Origin of the sequence: Microbacterium sp. AG1240 (assembly GCF_003635115.1) — a bacterium.
In the GTDB taxonomy this organism is placed as follows: Bacteria; Actinomycetota; Actinomycetes; order Actinomycetales; family Microbacteriaceae; genus Microbacterium.
Map to the genome: position 1 here is coordinate 129,999 of NZ_RBXJ01000003.1, position 17,729 is coordinate 147,727.

Sequence of the window (17,729 nt, forward strand, 5' to 3'; positions counted from 1 at the left end):
CCTCGACGACGCGACCGGGAGCGTCTGAGGCCTCCCCCCTGACACCGACACGAGGAGTAGACGCGATGACGCGTAGTGAACGAGCGGCCGGCATGAGATGCACACCGGTGAAGACCCGTCGGGCAGAACGCTCGTGAGCTCACTACTGGACCGACGAGTGCGAACGAGCGACGTCGAAGTTCCGGAGCATTATTCGGCGCGTGGTGCACGCCGGCGGCGCCGTCTGCATCGTTGGCTCGGCGAGAACCCGCTGGGCCTCCTGCTCAGCTCTCCGTACGTCGCCTTCGTTGTCGTCGTCTTCCTCACACCCTTCGGGTTCGGGATCTGGATGTCGCTCCACGACTTCTTCTTCACGGCGCCCGGAGTAGACGTTCCTCATCCCTTCGTGGGATTCGCGAACTACGCGGCGGTTCTCGCGGACCCGCAGGTGCACCAGGCGTTCTTGAACCTCCTCATCTTCCTGATCATCAACGCGCCCCTCACGGTCGTGCTCGGCTTGCTCTTCTCCGTGGGGATGAACTCGGTGGTGCATTGGAAGGGGTTCTTCCGGGTCGCCTACTACATCCCCTATGTGACCGCGTCCGTCGCGACGATCGCGATCTGGATCTTTCTCTTCAACGGCAACGGCGTCGTCAACACGCTGCTCGGAACTCTTGCTCCGGACCCCACGTGGTTAGCGAATCCCGCGATCATCATGCCGCTCATCGCGTTCTATGTGACGTGGAAGAACCTGGGCTTCTACATCCTGCTCTACCTCGCCGCGTTGCAGAACGTGCCGGAGGAGCTGTACGAGGCCGCCGAGCTCGACGGGGCCGGACGCTGGCATCGCTTCCGGGCCGTGACCCTCCCGGGCGTGGCCCCGGTCACATCGCTCGTTGTACTGCTGTCGGTCATCACCACCGGCCAGATCTTCACCGAGCCCTACCTTCTCACCGGAGGCGGCCCCAACGGCGCATCGTTGACGCCCGCATTGCTGATGTATCAGAAGGGCATTCAACAAGGGCAACCCGACATCGCCGCGGCTATCGGGATGATCCTCGTGGCGGCTGTGATGATCGTGTCGTTCGCGTCTCGCCGGCTGACGGAGAGGAAGAAGTGATGACGACCACGAGCGAGAAGCGGCACCAGGTTACCGCCGCGCCCGATCGGGGGAGGCGACGCAGGGGTGTTCTGCCGGCTGCGCGATTCGTCGCGCTGGTCGTGGGCGCCCTGGCGGCGCTCGTGCCGTTCTACTACATGGTCATCGGCTCACTCCAACGCGAGCGCGACACCACTCTTATCGGCCTGCTCCCACTGCCCGGCAATCTGACCCTCGACAATTTCATCGAGGTGAACGAGTCGATCGATCTGCTCCGCTCGCTCCTCAATTCGCTGATCATGACCAGCGGGGTTGTTCTCTGCACCCTCGTCTTCGGTCTCCTCGTCGGATACGCCCTCTCCATCCTGTCGTTCCGCGGGCAGGGTGTGGTCTTCGCGCTGGTGTTGCTGGTTCAGGCAATCCCGTTCCAGCTCCTGATGATCCCGCTGTACGTCATGATCGTCCGCTACTTCAATCTCGCAGACAACTACCTGGGCATGATCCTGCCCTTCGCGATCAACTCCGTCGCGGTTCTGATCTTCCGCCAGTACTTCCTGCAGATTCCAAAGGAGATCTTCGACGCCGCCCGCATCGACGGAGCGAGCGAGATGCGCATCCTCCGGTCGATAGCCGTCCCACTGGTGCGCCCCGCGATCCTGACGGCGATGCTCGTGACCTTCATCGGCCCCTGGAACGAGTTCCTCTGGCCGTTCCTCGTCACGAAAGACGCCGAACTCCAGACACTGGCCGTGAGCTTGGCGAACTTCTCGCAGTCCAATGGAACGTTCCTCGCCAACCCCATGGGTGCAGTGCTCGCCGGAGCGTGCGTCCTGGCGGTGCCGGTGGTCGTCCTCTTCCTCCTCTTCCAACGCCAGTTCACCTCAGCCAATCTCGGCTCGGCCGTCAAGGGTTGATCCTCCGCGACCAGGACCTTCGAGTCGCCCGCTCCCACCATCTAAGGCACGTCTCATGACTCAGACCGACCACGTCGGCATTTCGACCACCATCCCTTACACGCTGGTTCGCAAGGGCGTCCTCATGTCCGCGGAGTCCGACAACCCCTATGAGGCTGAGGGCGTCCTCAACCCCGGCACCGCCTGGGGGCTTGATGGCCAGCTCTACCTGTACCCGCGCATCGTCGCGAAAGGCAACGTCTCCCGTATCGCCCGCGCCCGTGTCGTCGTGGACGACGGCGTGCCGGTGGGAGTGGAACGGCTTGGGGTCATCCTCTCCCCCGACGAGGGGTGGGAACACGGGCGGCACAACGCCGGCGTCGAAGACCCTCGCATCACGTTCCTGAAGCCGCTCGGTCTGCACGTCATGACATACGTGGCCTACGGACCGCTCGGCCCGAAGTCTGCCATCGCCGTCTCCAAAGACACCATCACCTGGCAGCGGCTAGGGCCCGTGCGGTTCGCCTACCAGCCCGAGCTGGACACCGATCTCAACCTGTTCCCGAATAAGGACATCGTGTTCTTCCCGGAGGCTGTGCCGGGCCCCGACGGTCGGCCCAGCCTTGCCCTCCTGCACCGCCCCATGTGGGATCTGGATTGGCTGCGCAAAGGGGAGGGTGCCCGCCCTCCTGCAGGAATCGACGACGACCGTCCGTCCATCTGGATCGGCTACGTCGATCTCGAGGCGGCGACGCGCAGCCTCTCTGCTCTCACCTACGTCGAACAGTCATCGATGATCGTGGCGCCCGAGGCGGAGTACGAGGGCGCCAAGGTGGGCGCCGGCCCATCCCCCCTCCGCGTCCCCGAGGGCTGGTTGCTCATCCATCATGGCGTCTCGGGAGCGAAGCCGAAGGGCTTCGAGCTCGCCCACGGCTCGAAGTACGCTGCTGGCGCGATCCTCCTCGACCCGCAGGACCCGCGCCGGATCCTCGGACGCTCTTTGAAACCCTTGCTCGAGCCGGAGACCGCTCAGGAGACGTCGGGAACACTCGCCAACGTCGTCTTCCCCACCGCCATCGAGAGGATCGGGAGACGCCTGTTCGTGTTCTACGGCATGGCTGACTCGTCCATCGGCGTGGCGGAGCTGACGCGCGACGTGGAGTGACCCAGGGCTTGTTGCTCATCATGACCGTCGCCGCCATCGCCACGAGGGCGACGGCGGCGACGGTCTACACAGATCGAGCCGCGTTCACTCGAACAGGGAGAGAGTGAGCATCGAGGAGTAACCGCCGGGCGCCACGTCGACCGGCGTCCGCAGGAACAAGTCGGCGGCAGCGGTCCACGAGCCTTCTTCGCGTACTGCCGCGGAGTCCGCCGTTGAAACGAGCAACTCCTGGTCGACGAGACCGACCGCGTTAGGCCCCTCGTCCAGGACGGTCTCGACCGGATCGCCTTCTGCCACCAGGCCCGATTCGGTCTCGGAGACGAGTCTTGGGGTCCATCCGAGGTACCCGGCGTCGAGGACCGGCTGCCCCGCGTCGCCCACGAAATCACTGGCCGTTCCGACGACATACCAGAACGCACCCTCAGGCACTTCCCCGTCCAGCCGGGTGTCGGTGACCGTCACTTCGGGCAGCACCCCCGTGAACTGGCGCCAATCGGCCGTCGAGCCATCCTCGGTGAGCGTGACGCCCCCTGGCGCCACCGTCAATGCCAATTCCCCCGGCTGCACCAACGGCGGGATCTGGACGTCGACGGTGACGTCCCCCTCCGTGTCGGCCAGGGCGGCGCCCGCGGTGCCGACCATCACCAGAACTCCGGCAGCAATCGCCGCGGTCCTCAGAATGTCCGACTTCTTCATCATGTTCTCTCGTCTCCGCCGGGCATGTGCCTCGGCATACTCGTGGTGGAAGCTACCCACCGAAGGACCGAAGGCGGGCCGATTGCATCGGGAAAGGACCCGCCTTCGAGGTGTCAGCCGCAGGACCGCGCTGCGTAGTCTGCCGTCTCGGTCGACGTCACCGTGCGCCCGTCGATGGTGGCCGTCGCCGTGACCGTGACCTCCCCGCCCGTGAGCTTCGCCTGTCGAGTGGTGAACGCGTGGAACACCGTCTTGCCCGGCGCGACCGACGGAAACGACTTCGAACCGTAGGCGGTCGCGTAAGTCAGCGACACCGCGACATCGGACGGGTTGCGCGTGGTCACCGTGAGTTGGGTCTTCCCACTCGCGCAGCGCGTCGCGACCGTTACCTCGACGTCTATGCCTCTTTCCCTGAGACCGTCCACCGCAGCGGTCAGGGCTTCGGCCTGCGCATCGACTACGGCCTGTTCGGCGCCCGGGGTTGCGAGGGTCTGCTTCGCCGCCTCAAGAGCGGGCAGCACCGGCGCCCAGCTCTCCGGCGTGTATCGCGTGCTGTCGAGACCATTCGCGCGTTCCACCGCCGCTTGCAGAGCGGCAGTCTCGGCCGTGAGCGTCACCCCACACCAGACGAGCTCGCTGCCGGCGTCGTGAGTGACGAGCACCGTCGTCGATCCGGAACCGCCGGCCTCGATGCCGAAGGTTATACGCCCGTCCGTCCCTACACGCGGGGTATGCGTCACGTTCAGCACGCCGGCGTCCAGCGCATATGCGTGGAATGCGTCATCGGCTTCGAGTGGCGTGACGGAGACGACCAACTCGGCCGTCCCCTGGGCGGGCACCGTCAGCGGAGCGTCGACGCAGCCGAGCTTGTAGCCGCCGTACAGCTCGAGCTCGAAGAGCGACATTCCGTACTTCGTCGCGGGGAGCCCGATCACGCGCACGTACCGGACATGGGCATCGGCGAAATCGACGACATTCTTCAGTTCCCCGGATGTCTTCGTGACACGCGCGAGGTCGGTCCAGTTCGAGCCGTCGACGGAGCCTTGTACCCGAAAATCGTTCGACGTCGCGGCCTCCCAGGTCAGCACAGCCTGGTTCACCGTCTTGCTCTCGCCGAGGTCGACCTGGAGCCACCGTTCAGTGGTGTAGGGAGCGTCCTGACGAGCAGACCCCCAGCGAGTCGTGGCGTTGCCGTCCGTGGCGAACCGCGCGTCGAGCGTGGCGTTGTACGCCGTGTCCGCCGTCGTGGTCTTCCCTAGCGCGAGGTTCTCTCTTCCGGCAGGTGTGGTCGGGGCGTTGACGATGGCATCCTCTGCGAAGATCTCGAACTCCCAGATCGACACCCCGTATTGAGTGGTGCTCCGCTGCACGGTCTGCATGCGAACGAATCGAGCGTTCTCCTGCACGTCGATCACATCGACACCACCGTCACTACCTGCAGCCGGAGTGCTGTACGCGTTACGCCAGGCGGCGCCGTCGTCGGAGACCTGGATGCGGTACTGCTTCGCGTACGACGCCTCCCACCACAGCCTGACCGCCCCGATCGGCTGGACCGATCCCAGGTCGACCTGCGTCCACGCCGCGTCGGAGAGGTTCGCGATCCATCGGGTCGACATATCGGCGTCAGCGACGCTCCCCGGGGCGGAGCCGCCGGAAGCCGACACCGCACGGCCGAGGGCGAGGTTGCGGCTCGCCGCCACTTCGAACTCTGCGACCTCATACCGCGGGCCCACGCTCTCGAGGAGAAGCACCCGCACGAACGATGCGGCCGTCGGAGCGATCTTCAGGCTGTCCGCACCACCGTTTCCGTCCTGGACGAACCGCTGGTCGGTCCACGTGACGCCGTCCCGCGACGTTTGCAGCAGGTACTTCGACGGGAACTCGCCCGCCCAGTTCACCGTGACCCCCGTGACGAACGAGCCGGGCTCGAGGTCTTTCGCGAGCCACTGCACGCCGCCCGCGGCAGAGGCCCATGACGTACCGATGTCGGCGTCTCCGGCGAGTGCCGGCGCGCGGCCGTCCGCCGAGCCGCTCGCGTGGTAGGGAGACGAATTCGATCCGTTCGATCCGACGAGCTCGGCAGTCACCGTCTTGCCGAGGTTGGCGCCCGAACCGAGGCCGAAAGTACCTGTCTGGGTTGCGGTGTCGGTGTGGAGGGAGACATTGACGACGAGACCGGGCACGTCGGGGTTCGCCACACCGACGACGGGAGCGTCTCCCGACTCATCGAGAAGAACGATCGCGGGTCTACTCACCTCGAGGGTGCGTCCTTGACCCAGGTCGAGCTCGCCGGCCTCGTAGAACGTCGCGATCGTCCGTTCGAGTTCGCCGTGCCGCACCGCCTGCACGCTCGCATCGTTGCGCAAGACGTCGACGGCGGGGTCGTGTGCGTACGCTGCGACCTCGGCCGGAGTGGATGCCGGGAGCACGATGTACTCGTATCCCGCGTCGACCGGCTTCACACCGTGGTCGATGAAGAGGGTGAAGGCGTCGCGCTCCACTGCGTCCTCCCCTACCCAGCTGCCCGTTTGCGTCTTGTTCGACACCTTCACGTCGGCGTCGGTGGGGAACACGTATCCGACTTCGTCGTTGTAGGCCCACGTCGGGTCGGTGACGGTCACCGAATCCGTTCCCCGTGCCACGGGGGAGCCGTCTACGGTGGCGTTCGACTTCGCGGCGGCTTGATTCACGACCGTGTGCACCGGGGCGTCCGAGGTCGAGCGAATGGCAGCCCCGAGTGCGACCATCTCGTCATCGAAGTAGAAGTAGCTCTTGCTGCCTTTGGTGGCCGCGCGGTCCAGGCTGTGCACTGCCGCCCCGAACCTTCCGTCCGATACGCCGCCGGTGAAGCTTCCGCCGTTACCCGTGGTGCCGCGGGTCTGCTCTTTGACGTAGGGCGCCGTCACACCGGGGTAGTGGAACCAGTCGAAGGCGGGGCCGAGGTCCAAGTACTCACGGTTGTTCACCTGGATCGCCGTGGTCCCGGCGGAGTTCCAGACGATCTCGTTGCCGACCTCAGGCCGGAAGGTCGAGCGGTACTCACTGCCGACGGTGCGGCTGGAGTTGAGGCGTGTTAAGATCGCGTACTCGTCTCGCTGATGCGCGGAGAACTCAGAACGCCAGAAGTACTTGTTGCCCGTCGCACCGATGGATCGGGTCTTGCCTCGGATGCTGTCGGCGAGCTGTTGATAGGCCGTCGAGTAGAGCGCATCCGAGCGCACCATCTTGTCCAACGGCTCGAGGAACTCGGCCGCGTAGCCGGTGACTCCGTCGACGGTCTTCGCAGGACGGTAGCCCAGGTACGGCATCCCCACCTCGCCGCGGATCATCCATCGCGTACCGGAGATGATGTAGAACGCGACCGCGTCGAGCTGATTCCGGTTCAACGCGAGGTCGGTACCGCGGACCGCGTCCGCCCAGATCGCGACGTTCGTGAACAGGGCGAGACCGTAGCCCTCGCTGTAGAGCTGGGCCCCGTGCGCCCAGTAGCTCGCGTCGACCTGCACGGCACCGTCGAAAGTGACGGCGCCAGTCGGATCAACCGCAATGGTCGAGACCATCGTGTCGACGCCGCGGGCGATGTCTTCGACGTTCTTGGTGGCGACGGCTTCGAAGAGGAAGTTCGTCGTTCTCCACGCCCCGTTCGCCCCCACCGGGTCGAGTTTTCCGGTGTTGTGCTTCAGCGCGACATCGAGCGCCGCGGGGTCGAGCACATCGCCCAAGAAGACGGAAATACGCCCCATCGCGATGGATTCGCCGACTTCGGTCTCCCACCAGTTCTGGTTACCGGGGTTGACGCGGTCCCAGTGCACCAGAGCCTTGTTCACCGCCGCGAGGACTGCCGGGTCGTTGAATCCCGGTGCACCGGGGCTGCGGTAGGCATGGGTCAGCGCCAACGCGCGGTACAACGCGATGTAGGGCGACCAGACGGCGCCGTTCGCTGAGCTGGTGCGGTCGGCGTAGTTGACGTCCGTCCACGATCCGTCGGCGTTCTGAGATGCGACGTAGTCCAGCGCTTCAGAGGTGCGCGCGAGGTAGATGCCGTTGGCGATGATCACCTCGTCGCCCTGCCCGAGGTAGTAATCCTGCAGCCTGTCGACGATCGTGTCGACGGATGCGTCGGGGGCGGCAACGGCGGGCGCGGCGCCCGCTCCGCCCACCGCGAGAACGGTCGCGACGGCGACGGCGATCAGGGTTCCTGAGCGTCTCATGACGGGCTCCTTCGGCCGGTAGAGAATCGTTGGGCGCAGTGCCCTGTCACGTTCGACGCGACATCGCGCAGGTGGACCGTCGGACGAGCCCGGAACAGGCCTCGTCCGACGGTCCGGCGTCAACCCTGTGACGCGAGGGTGTCGATCTCGCTGCCGGCGTTCTTCATCACGTCGGCCAGGTCACCCTGACCCGTCTGGACCGCCCCTCCCCACGCATCACGGAAGGTTTGCCAGATCTCGGAAGAATTGGCGATGTTCGGCACGTCGACCGTCAACGGAACCTCCTTCGCGAAGGTCTCGAGCAGCGGGTTCGCCGCGAGGAAGTCGCCCGCGACCTCGGTCAGGTCGGTACGAATGGGGAACTGGCCGGTTGTCTCCAGGAGTGCGAGGTCGTTGTCGGCGTCCATGGAGAACTTCGCGAAGTCCCAGGCCGTCTGCTTGTTCTCGCACGAGGTGTAGAGTCCGACGTTCTTCGAGTCGCCGAACGTGTACGTCTCGTCGATGGTCTTGCCGTCGGCTGTCGGCAGCGGCACGACACCGTACTCGACCTTGCCGTCGAACTGCGCGGCCCCCCACGGTCCGGCGATCCCCATCGCGGCGACACCATCCGCGAAAGGTCCTGCCCAGGCGTCGCCGCTGTAGGCCTCCGCGGAGGAGTAGCCTTCGGCGTACAGCGTCTTCCAGAACTCGAGCGTTTCCAGACCCGCCTCGCTCGTGAAGGTCGCCTTGTCATCGACGACGAGTTGCTCCCCGCCGGAGTTCGCGAGATAGAACGGGTAGAAGTCGAACAGGGCGTTGGTGTAATCGCCCGAAGCAGGTGGATACAGCGCGAAGTCGGCGGCACCTGAATCCTTGATCGCCTCGGCTGCGGCGAGGACATCGTCGTAGGTGGCGAGCGAGGGGTTCTCCGCATCGAGACCCGCTTCGGCGAACGCGGTCTTGTTGTAATAGAGCATGAAGGGGTTTGCTTTCCAGGGCAGCTGGTAGAGGTCTCCGTCCGGCGAGCGGAACCCGTCGGCTGCTTCCCCGGAACGCTCTTTGACGAACGACTCGCCGTCTTCGAAGGTCGTGGAGATGTTCACGAGGCCGCCCTGCTTCTGGAACGCCGGCACGGCAGCGGGTGCGGTGGCGTAGACCAGGCATGGAGTGTTGCCGGCGGTGATCGCCGCGGAGATCGCGTCTTCGGACGACTTCCCCGAGGGGATCGCCGCCGCTGTCACCTGGGCGTCAGGATTGTCCGCATTCCATGCGTCGACGACCGCCTCCGCCCATGCGATCTCCTGCTCGTTCGTGGAGTACCAGATCGAGATGGGCCCGGAGGTGAGCTCTGTCCCGCCTCCGCTGGATGAGCCCCCGGAGCATGCCGCTAGTGGCATGGCGAGGACAACGAGTGCTGCTGCTGCGCCGATGGAACGCTTCATTGCGCGCTAACTCCTTTGTACGAAAGCCGTCCCACGCCAGCTTCTGCGCTTCCATGTGATGAGCTCCCAAGACAGAGCGCGAGGCGGTGTCGACAGGGCAATCCTTGGCCCGCTAACCGCCGTTCTGATTCACACACGTAGGTCGCGTCATCAGAGGCTCCAGGAAGCTCGTGGTGTCAGTAAACCGGTTCTTTCGCCGGTATGTCAAGCATTTTGAGGGTTATCCGACACACAGCTAAAGCGGTACAGACAGCATTCCCCGTGTCGGAGGGTGGTGGGCCTCACGAACGGACTCTTCGGCCACGACACACCTCTCTCCGAGGAGGCGACGTGGCCATGGCCCGGAAAGAGGACGACGTGTCCGGGCGGATGACGCGTCCTACCCCGCTCTCACCGACCCGATGTCGGCGGCGAGCGCACGAGCTGCACCCCCGCGCCCGGGTGTTTCCCGCCGCGAAGCCCTCTCACGACCTCCCGGGCGAACCCTCTTGATCGTGGGTTCGCTGAGGTGGTTCTGACTCGGATGCATCAGGCGGGGCCAACGTCGATGGGCGGACCGGTCGACCTCAGCGCCGTCTCGCCTCAGTCCAGCAGCAGCGCCGGCTCCTCGAGGATCGACGCGACATCGGCGACGAACCGGCTCATGCCGTCGCCGTCGACCACGCGGTGGTCGAAGGAGCCGGCCACGGTGGTCACCCAGCGGGGGCGCACCTCACCGTCGACGACCCACGGCTTCTGGCGGATCGTGCCGAGCGCGATGATGCCGGCCTCTCCGCCGTTGAGGATCGGGGTGCCGGCATCCATGCCGAAGACGCCGATGTTCGTGATGGTGATCGTGCCGCCCTTCTGGTCGGCGGGCGTCGACTTGCCCTCACGCGCGGTGGTCGTGAGGTTCTGCAGGGCACGGGCGAGCTCGCGCATGCTCATGTCCTGCGCGTCCTTGATGTTCGGCACCAGGAGTCCGCGCGGCGTGGCGGCGGCGATGCCCAGGTTCACGTAGTGGTGCAGACGGATCTGCGCGCCGTCGTCGCCGTCGACCCAGGCCGCGTTCACCATCGGGGTGCGACGGGCGGCCCAGATGACCGCGCGCGCCATGATCAGCAGGGGTGAGACCTTGACGTCGGCGAAGTCGGGCGACGACTTGAGCCGCTTGACGAGCTCCATCGTGCGCGAGGCGTCGACATCGGTCCAGACCGTGACGTGGGGCGCCGAGTAGGCGGTGCGCACCATGCCCGAGGCCACGGCCTTGCGCACGCCCCGCACCGGGATCGATTCCTCGCGGCCGTCCATGCTCTCGGTGGGCTGGGCGGGCTCGGCAGGGGGTGCGGATGCTGCGGGGCGCGCAGCATCCGATTCCTCGGCGGTGACGGGGATCGTCTCCTCGCGCACCTCTCCCCAGGCGGGGGTCTCGATGTTGCGGAAGACGCTCGCCTGCGATGCGTGCTTCACGACGTCGTCGCGGGTCACCTCGCCCGACGCGCCGCTGGGCGTGACCGAGGCGAGATCGACGCCGAGGTCGCGGGCGAGCTTGCGGATCGGGGGCTTGGCTACCACCCCGGCCGACGTGCCGGCCGGGCGCGCCTCGGGCTTGACGGGGCGACGGCGCGACGCGACATGACCCGCGCTGCCGTAGCCGACGAGCACCGCGCCTCCCGGCGCCTCGGGCTCGGGCACGACGGCCGGCGCGGCAGGGGCGGCGGGACTCGCGGCCGACTCGTCGGCGATCGTGATGATGGCGCTGCCGACCTCGACGGTGTCGCCCTCGCCGGCGAGCAGCTCGCCCACCGTGCCCGAGAAGGGCGACGGCAGTTCGACGAGCGACTTGGCCGTCTCGATCTCGACGAGCACGTCGTCGACCTCGACCGTGTCGCCGGGGGCGACGCGCCAGGACACGATCTCGGCCTCGGTCAGACCCTCGCCGACATCGGGGAGGAGGAACTTCTGCGTGCTCATGATCTGTCCTTTCGCGGTCCGCGAGACATCAATCCGGCCGCGAGACTGCGCATCTCTGTCGCAGTCTCGTCGCGGGGATGACGTCTCACGGTCATCGGGGTGCTCAGTACGCCATCGTGCGGTCGACGGCCTCGAGGATGCGGTCGGCGTCGGGGAGGTACTTGCCCTCCAGGTTCGCCGCGGGGAAGGGGGTGTCGAAGCCCGACACGCGCAGCACCGGCGCCTCGAGCGAGTAGAACGCCCGCTCGGCGACCGTGGCGGCGATCTCGCTGCCGACGCTGACGAAGCCCGGGGCCTCCTGCGCGTAGACCATGCGGCCGGTGCGCCCGACCGATTCGAGGATGGGGTCGTAGTCGACCGGCGACAGCGAACGCAGGTCGACGACCTCGCAGCTCGTGCCCTCGCTCTCGGCGAGCGCCGCGGCCTGGATGAGGGTCGACACCATCGCGCCGTGCCCGACGAGGGTCACGTCGGTGCCGCGCCGAACGATACGGCTGGCGTGCAGCGGCACCGCGGAGGCGTCGAGGTCGACCTCGCCCTTCGGCCAGTAGCGGCTCTTCGGTTCGAAGAAGATGACCGGGTCGGGCGAGGCGATCGCTTCCTGGATCATCCAGTACGCGTCGTTCGGCGTCGACGGGCTCACCACGCGCAGGCCCGGCGTGTGGGCGAAATAGGCCTCGGGACTCTCCTGGTGGTGCTCGATCGCGCCGATGTGCCCGCCGTAGGGGATGCGGATGACGACCGGCATCTGCAGGGCGCCCTCGTGCCGGTAGGTGAGCTTCGCCAACTGGCTGGTGATCTGGTCGAACCCCGGGTAGACGAAGCCGTCGAACTGGATCTCGCAGACCGGCCGGAACCCGCCCATCGCGAGGCCGATCGCCGTGCCGATGATGCCCGACTCCGCCAGGGGCGTGTCGATGACCCGGCGAGGTCCGAAGTCGGCCTGGAGCCCCTCGGTGACCCGGAAGACGCCGCCGAGCGGGCCGATGTCCTCGCCCATGAGCAGCACGCGGTCGCTCTGCTCCATCGCGCGTCGCAGGCCCGCGTTCAGAGCCTTGCCCAGCGACATCTCGGTCGTGCTCACGATGCGCCCCCTTCGAAAGACGCCTCGTAGGCATGGAACCAGCGGCGCTCCTCGTCGACGAGCGGATGCTGCTCGGAGTAGACGTTCGTGAAGATCTGGTCGGCCTCGAGCCCGCCGAGCGCGTTGGTGCGCACGCGGGTGTCGTCGGCGAGCGCCTGGGCCTCGGCCTCCGCGTCGGCGAAGAAGGCCGCCCCGGCGCCGCGACCTTCGAGGTAGGCCCGCATGCGTTCGATCGGATCGCGCCGACCCCAGGCCTGCTCCTCGGCGGTCGTGCGGTACTTCGTGGGGTCGTCGCTCGTGGTGTGCGCGCCCATGCGGTAGGTCATCGCCTCGATCGCGCGCGGTCCGCCGCCGGCGCGCGCCTCGTCGAGCGAGGCGCGAGTGACCGCGTAGCTCGCCAGCACGTCGTTGCCGTCGACCTGCACGCTCGGGATGCCGTACCCGGCGCTCCGGCGGAACAGCGGCGAGCGCGACTGCGTGGCGACGGGCACCGAGATGGCCCACTGGTTGTTCTGCAGGAAGAAGACCTCCGGCGCCTGGAAGCTCGCCGCGTAGACCATCGACTCGTGCACGTCGCCCTGGCTGGACGCGCCGTCGCCGTAGTAGACGATGACGGCCTCGTCACGGTCGGGGTCGCCGCCGCCGCTCTTGCCGTCGAAAGCAAGACCCATCGCGAGACCCGTCGCGTGCAGGGTCTGCGCACCGAGGACGAGCGTGTAGATGTGCGTGTTGCCGTTCTTCGGGTCGTACGGGTTCCACCCGCCGTGCGTGAGTCCGCGCATGAGGCGGATGATGTCGACCGGGTCGACCCCGCGGATTCGCGCGACCACGTGCTCGCGATACGAGGGGAAGACGTGATCCTGGGTGCGAGCGGCGCGGGCCGAGCCGACCTGCGCGGCCTCCTGGCCCCAGCTCGGCGGCCACAGGGCGAGCTGCCCCTGTCGCTGCAGCAGGGTCGCCTGCCGGTCGAACGCGCGGATCGACACCATGTCGCGGTAGAACTGCTCGAGCTCGGCATCGGGCAGCGCATCGACGAGCGGCAGGTACTGCTCGGCGGCGGGCGTCGGCGCGATCGACCCGTCCGCGGCGAGAATGCGGACGAGCTCTGTGTCGTCGACGGGCAGGGACGCGTCGAGCGCGTCGGGCACGGTCGGATCGGGCACTGTCACGCTCTCCACGCTAGCCCTCGGCCCGAATGGCCCTCTGGGAGGGTCTGAACAACGGATGCTGCGATCCGTAGGACCTTCTCGACAGACTCCTCCTCGCCGACGGAGATACGGATGCCATCGCCGACGAACGGGCGGACGATGAGACCCTCCTCCTCGAACGCCTCCGCGAAGGCCGCCGTGTGCTCTCCGGCGGGGAGCCAGACGAAGTTGCCCTGCGCGTCGGGCACATTCCAGCCGCCGTCGCGCAGACCCGCGACGAGGCGGTCGCGGCGCGCGGAGATCACCCGCACCCGCTCGAGGAGCTCCGACTCCGCCCGAAGGCTCGCCAGGGCCGCGGCTTCCGCCTGACCCGTCACCGCGAGCGGGATGGCCGTCGAACGCGCGGCGTCGAGCACGCGGCGGTGACCGATCGCATACCCGATGCGCAGACCGGCGAGCCCGAAGGCCTTCGAGAACGTGCGGAGCGCGACGACGTTGGGCCGGTCGAGCAGGCCGAGCACCCGCATGCCGTCGACCGCGTCGGGGGCGGTGACGAACTCGGCGTAGGCCTCGTCGAGGATGACGAGCACGTCGCTCGGAACGGCGTCGATGAAGGCGGCGAACTCGTCGTGCGTGACGGCGGTGCCGGTGGGGTTGTTGGGACTGCAGACGATGACGACGCGGGTGCGCTCGCTGACGCTCGCCGCCATCGCCGGAAGATCGTGCCGGAAGTCGGCCGCGAGCGGCACCTCCACGGCGGTGGCACCCGCCACTCGCACGAGGGTGGGGTAGGCCTCGAACGACCGCCACGCGTAGACGACCTCGTCGCCCGGCCCGGCAGCGGCGAGGATCAGCTGCGCCAGCACCGACACGCTCCCCGCGCCGATGTGCACCTCGTCGGCGTCGACCCCGAAACGCGCGGCGAGCCTCTCGCGCAGACGTCGGGCCGACGCATCCGGATACCGATTGACATCGGCCGCGTCGCTCATCGCCTCGATCACGCCGGGGAGCGGATCGAAGGGGTTCTCGTTGCTCGAGAGCTTGAATCCGTCGTCGCCCGCGGGCTTGCCCTGGCGATACGGCGGAAGAGCGGCGATCTCGGGGCGGATGCGGACGGGGATGTCGTCTGTCACGCACCGAGTCTAGGTCGGCACCGACACGGCGGCGTCGGTCCGAGACCGGTACGCCGACCTGCTGAGCAGGCTCGAGGACGCATGACCGAGTTCGTCGACGCATGACCGAGTACGTCGGCCTCCCGGAGGCCGCCGCCATCGCCGCCGACATGGGCCTGCACGTTCGCGATCTCGGCCTGCTCTCGTCGGCTCTCGCACGCCCCGAGAGCGCGATGTTCGGGGTCGAGGCGTACCCCGACCCCGACGGTTCACGGTCGACGCTCTCCGACCGCCTCCGTCGGTAGCGTGACGGCGAACGGCCCGCGTGCCACACTCGATCCCATGGGATTCTTCGTCCGCGTCGTCGTCAACGCGTTCGCCATCTGGATCGTGACGCTGCTGCCCGCCCTCGGCGTGGTGCTGGTGCCGTTCGCGCCGGGCGAGTGGCTTCAGGTGGCCCTGACGCTGCTCGTCGTCGGCGCGATCTTCGCGATCGTGAACTCGGTGATCGGCACCATCGTCAAGGTGCTGGCGTTCCCTCTCTACATCCTGACGCTGGGCCTCATCTCGTTCGTCATCAACGGGTTCCTGCTCTGGCTCACCGCGTGGATCACGGGATTCTGGAACTGGGGCCTGCGGGTCGACGGCTTCTGGCTGACCGTGCTCGCCGCGCTCGTCATCGGCATCATCAACTGGATCGCCGGGCTCATCCTGCGCCCGCGCCCGCGGGAGCGCCGAGACTGACCCGCTCGGCGACGTACTCGGTCGCGTCGGCGGCCTCGGCCCGGCCCAGAGCGGCGAAGACGTCGCGCACGGCGGCGGCCCGAGGGTCGGTGGATGCGTCGATGAGAGCCGCGGTCTCCGTGTAGGACGCCAGAGCATGGGCGGGCATCCGCAGGTCGTGAATCCCCGCGGCCGGATCGGCGAGGCGCTCGACGACGAAGCTCCCCGGTGCGCCCACCCCGGTGACGTGCCCGCCCGACTGCAGGGCCGAGACCGGGTCGTCGGTATGGCGCACGGAGATGCCCAGGGTGTCGGCGCCGACGTCGGCCTGCACCGGCGAGCCGAACGACACCAGCGTGCGGGTGTCGTATCCGCCCTCGAGCGCCAGCCGCTCGATCACCATCGCTCCCTGGGAGTGCCCGAACGCGTGCACCACGTCGCCGTCGCGAGCCCCCGCGTCGTGGAGAGCCGCGCCGACCGCCTCGTACGACGCACTGCGCCGGCCCGTGTACAGCTCGAGGTTCGAGCGGATGTCGAAGGGCTCGATCGCACCGCCCGAGCGCGTGCCCGCGACGAAGACGCCGAACTGCCGGGTGCCGTCGGCCATCGCGTAGCGCTCCACCCTCACCTGCGCCGCGCCCGCCGACGGGATGCGGGACGCAGCGTCGGCGAGAGAGGAGGGCGGCGGCGTCGCCGCAGCGCGCGCAACCGGGCTGACCCGTACGGGCACCGCCCCGTGCGAGACCAGCCGGGCACCCGGCGGGATGACACCGAGGCGCAGAGCGTCGACGACGCCGTACAGGGAGGGGAAGGCCAGCCACGGGTTCATCGGCCCCAGACCCTGCCCGCCGACGAGCGCCTGGCCGTAGAGATCGAGATGCGCCGGCGGTCGGTGCTCGAGGGCGACGTCGGCGGCGGCCACCGCCGAGGGCTCCTGCGCCCACAGCCTCGCGAGGCGGGCGTCGATGATCCCCATCCGCGCCGTGTCGCCGGCCGCGGCGGCGGTCGCGGCTTCGACGCGCAGCTCCACCGCCTCGTAGAGCGCCGCCGCCGAGGTCACCTTCTCGACGATGTCCTCGCCCTCCTGCCCGACCCGCTCGAGCACCGCCCGGAGCACGGTGGCATCGAGCACCGCGGCGAACGTCGACGGCTGTCCCTGCGTGATGAGGTCGACCGCCGCATCCATCTGCGCGACCGTCTCGCCGGCGTCGGCGACGAGACGGCGCAGTCCCGTCGCCACCCGACGCACCGCGTCGGAGTCGACCTCGACGAGGGCCCCACTGCGGATCGTGATCTCGGTCACGGCAGCGCCGTCGCGGCGCGCGCGAGCAGATCGGCGCGCGCACGCGCGACGGTGTCGGCGAGGTCGTCGATGCGCCCCCGGGCGGTGACCAACGACTCCCGCCACCGATCGAGGCGTTCGTGGCACGCCCGTGCCGACGGAGCGCGCCAATCCGCCTCCGCGACGACCGGGGCGACGCGCACGGCGAGATCGCCGAGCCGCCCGTGCAGATCGCGGAGGATGCGGGTGGCCTCGTCGATCGCCTCGAGAGATCTCGCCGAGCCGGGGGAGAGCGTCACATCGATGAGCATCCGTCCAGGGTGGCGTGCCGCGGCCCCGCCGTCGCCTCCGACCACCGCCCTCGGGGAGCCCGACGCGATGAGGCTGCCTGTGCAGGAGACGAAGCGGGCACCAGAATGGAGTGGTGAGTGCCCGAGACGCCCAGACCTTCCGCGTCGTCTTCGTGTGCAGTGGCAACATCTGTCGCTCTCCCATGGCCGCCGAGGTCTTCCGGGAGCTGGCGGAGTCGGCCGGTCTCGGCGACCGCATCGTCTCCACGAGCGCGGGCACCGGCGACTGGCACGTGGGCGAACGGGCCGATCACCGCACGATCGAGGCGCTCCATCGGCGGGGATATGACGGAGCCGACCACCGCGCCCGTCAGTTCACGGCCGCCGATTTCGCCGACAACGACCTCGTCGTCGCGCTCGATCACACCCACGAGCGCATCCTCCGCGGCTGGGCGCACGACGAATCGGAGGCGGGCAAGGTATCGCTCCTCCTGACGTTCGATCCCGCGGCGAAGACGACCGACGTCCCCGATCCCTACTACGCGGGCCCGGCGATGTTCGATGAGGTGCTCGGTATGATCGAGGGCGCGAGCCGGGCCCTCTTCCGCCAGCTCGAACCCGCGATCCGTTCCGCGGTCTGAACGCCCGGCCGCCCCATCGCCCGCCCCTCTGC

Annotated in this window: 15 protein-coding genes; 6 read left to right on the forward strand and 9 right to left on the reverse strand. The window is 68.0% G+C overall.

Annotation, left to right across the window (positions count from 1 at the left end; genetic code table 11):
- Window positions 1–133: 133 nt before the first annotated feature.
- From DEU34_RS12745 to DEU34_RS12755, 3 genes are read left to right on the forward strand one after another with little or no spacing between them, the layout of a single operon-like run.
- On the forward strand, window positions 134–1,099 hold the full coding sequence (locus DEU34_RS12745; protein ID WP_259460157.1) for a carbohydrate ABC transporter permease: 966 nt from the start codon (window positions 134–136) through the stop codon (window positions 1,097–1,099).
- Window positions 1,099–1,992 carry a carbohydrate ABC transporter permease gene (locus tag DEU34_RS12750; protein WP_220659955.1) on the forward strand — a complete coding sequence of 298 codons (894 nt, stop codon included), beginning with the start codon at window positions 1,099–1,101 and terminating at the stop codon, window positions 1,990–1,992. Before DEU34_RS12745 ends, DEU34_RS12750 begins: the two co-directional genes overlap by 1 nt.
- A 55-nt stretch (window positions 1,993–2,047) precedes the next feature.
- Window positions 2,048–3,136 (forward strand): glycosidase, encoded by a 1,089-nt coding sequence (locus tag DEU34_RS12755; RefSeq protein ID WP_121150851.1) that lies wholly within the window; start codon window positions 2,048–2,050, stop codon window positions 3,134–3,136.
- An 84-nt stretch (window positions 3,137–3,220) separates the two neighbouring features.
- Here the strand turns inward: DEU34_RS12755 and DEU34_RS12760 are convergent, their stop codons facing one another.
- The 7 genes from DEU34_RS12760 to DEU34_RS12790 form a co-directional block, all read right to left on the reverse strand.
- The gene (locus tag DEU34_RS12760; RefSeq protein ID WP_259460158.1) at window positions 3,221–3,835 is read right to left on the reverse strand and encodes a hypothetical protein; all 615 of its coding nucleotides are present in this window, start codon (window positions 3,833–3,835) and stop codon (window positions 3,221–3,223) included.
- 110 nt (window positions 3,836–3,945) lie between these two features.
- Window positions 3,946–8,043, reverse strand: a complete 4,098-nt coding sequence (locus DEU34_RS12765; RefSeq protein ID WP_121150853.1) for a polysaccharide lyase family 8 super-sandwich domain-containing protein — start codon at window positions 8,041–8,043, stop codon at window positions 3,946–3,948.
- 119 nt (window positions 8,044–8,162) lie between these two features.
- Window positions 8,163–9,464, reverse strand: coding sequence for a sugar ABC transporter substrate-binding protein (locus DEU34_RS12770; protein ID WP_121150855.1), 1,302 nt, complete (start codon window positions 9,462–9,464; stop codon window positions 8,163–8,165).
- Between the two features lie 582 nt (window positions 9,465–10,046).
- Window positions 10,047–11,417 carry a dihydrolipoamide acetyltransferase family protein gene (locus DEU34_RS12775; protein WP_121150857.1) on the reverse strand — a complete coding sequence of 457 codons (1,371 nt, stop codon included), beginning with the start codon at window positions 11,415–11,417 and terminating at the stop codon, window positions 10,047–10,049.
- A gap of 103 nt (window positions 11,418–11,520) precedes the next feature.
- Window positions 11,521–12,486 (reverse strand): alpha-ketoacid dehydrogenase subunit beta, encoded by a 966-nt coding sequence (locus tag DEU34_RS12780; RefSeq protein WP_116647260.1) that lies wholly within the window; start codon window positions 12,484–12,486, stop codon window positions 11,521–11,523.
- Window positions 12,487–12,497: 11 nt separating this feature from the next.
- Window positions 12,498–13,625: a thiamine pyrophosphate-dependent enzyme gene (locus DEU34_RS12785; protein WP_396652136.1), complete on the reverse strand. Its 1,128-nt coding sequence runs from the start codon at window positions 13,623–13,625 to the stop codon at window positions 12,498–12,500.
- A 41-nt stretch (window positions 13,626–13,666) separates the two neighbouring features.
- Window positions 13,667–14,782, reverse strand: coding sequence for a histidinol-phosphate transaminase (locus tag DEU34_RS12790; RefSeq protein WP_121150859.1), 1,116 nt, complete (start codon window positions 14,780–14,782; stop codon window positions 13,667–13,669).
- A gap of 101 nt (window positions 14,783–14,883) precedes the next feature.
- On the opposite strand from DEU34_RS12790, the gene DEU34_RS12795 reads away from it, so the two are divergent.
- Entirely contained in the window at window positions 14,884–15,066 is a 183-nt protein-coding gene (locus DEU34_RS12795; RefSeq protein ID WP_121150861.1) for a hypothetical protein, read from the forward strand.
- Between the two features lie 37 nt (window positions 15,067–15,103).
- Window positions 15,104–15,505, forward strand: a complete 402-nt coding sequence (locus DEU34_RS12800) for a phage holin family protein (RefSeq protein ID WP_121151562.1) — start codon at window positions 15,104–15,106, stop codon at window positions 15,503–15,505.
- On the opposite strand, the gene DEU34_RS12805 is transcribed toward DEU34_RS12800, so the two are convergent.
- Both DEU34_RS12805 and DEU34_RS12810 read right to left on the reverse strand, forming a co-directional pair.
- A complete protein-coding gene (locus DEU34_RS12805) occupies window positions 15,468–16,787 on the reverse strand; it encodes a hypothetical protein (RefSeq protein ID WP_121150863.1) in 1,320 nt (439 codons plus the stop codon). The genes DEU34_RS12800 and DEU34_RS12805 overlap by 38 nt on opposite strands.
- Entirely contained in the window at window positions 16,784–17,077 is a 294-nt protein-coding gene (locus tag DEU34_RS12810) for a hypothetical protein (RefSeq protein ID WP_121150865.1), read from the reverse strand. The genes DEU34_RS12805 and DEU34_RS12810 overlap by 4 nt, the downstream gene beginning before the upstream one ends.
- A 113-nt stretch (window positions 17,078–17,190) precedes the next feature.
- On the opposite strand from DEU34_RS12810, the gene DEU34_RS12815 reads away from it, so the two are divergent.
- Window positions 17,191–17,697, forward strand: coding sequence for a low molecular weight protein-tyrosine-phosphatase (locus tag DEU34_RS12815; RefSeq protein ID WP_121151564.1), 507 nt, complete (start codon window positions 17,191–17,193; stop codon window positions 17,695–17,697).
- The last annotated feature ends 32 nt before the right edge of the window (window positions 17,698–17,729 follow it).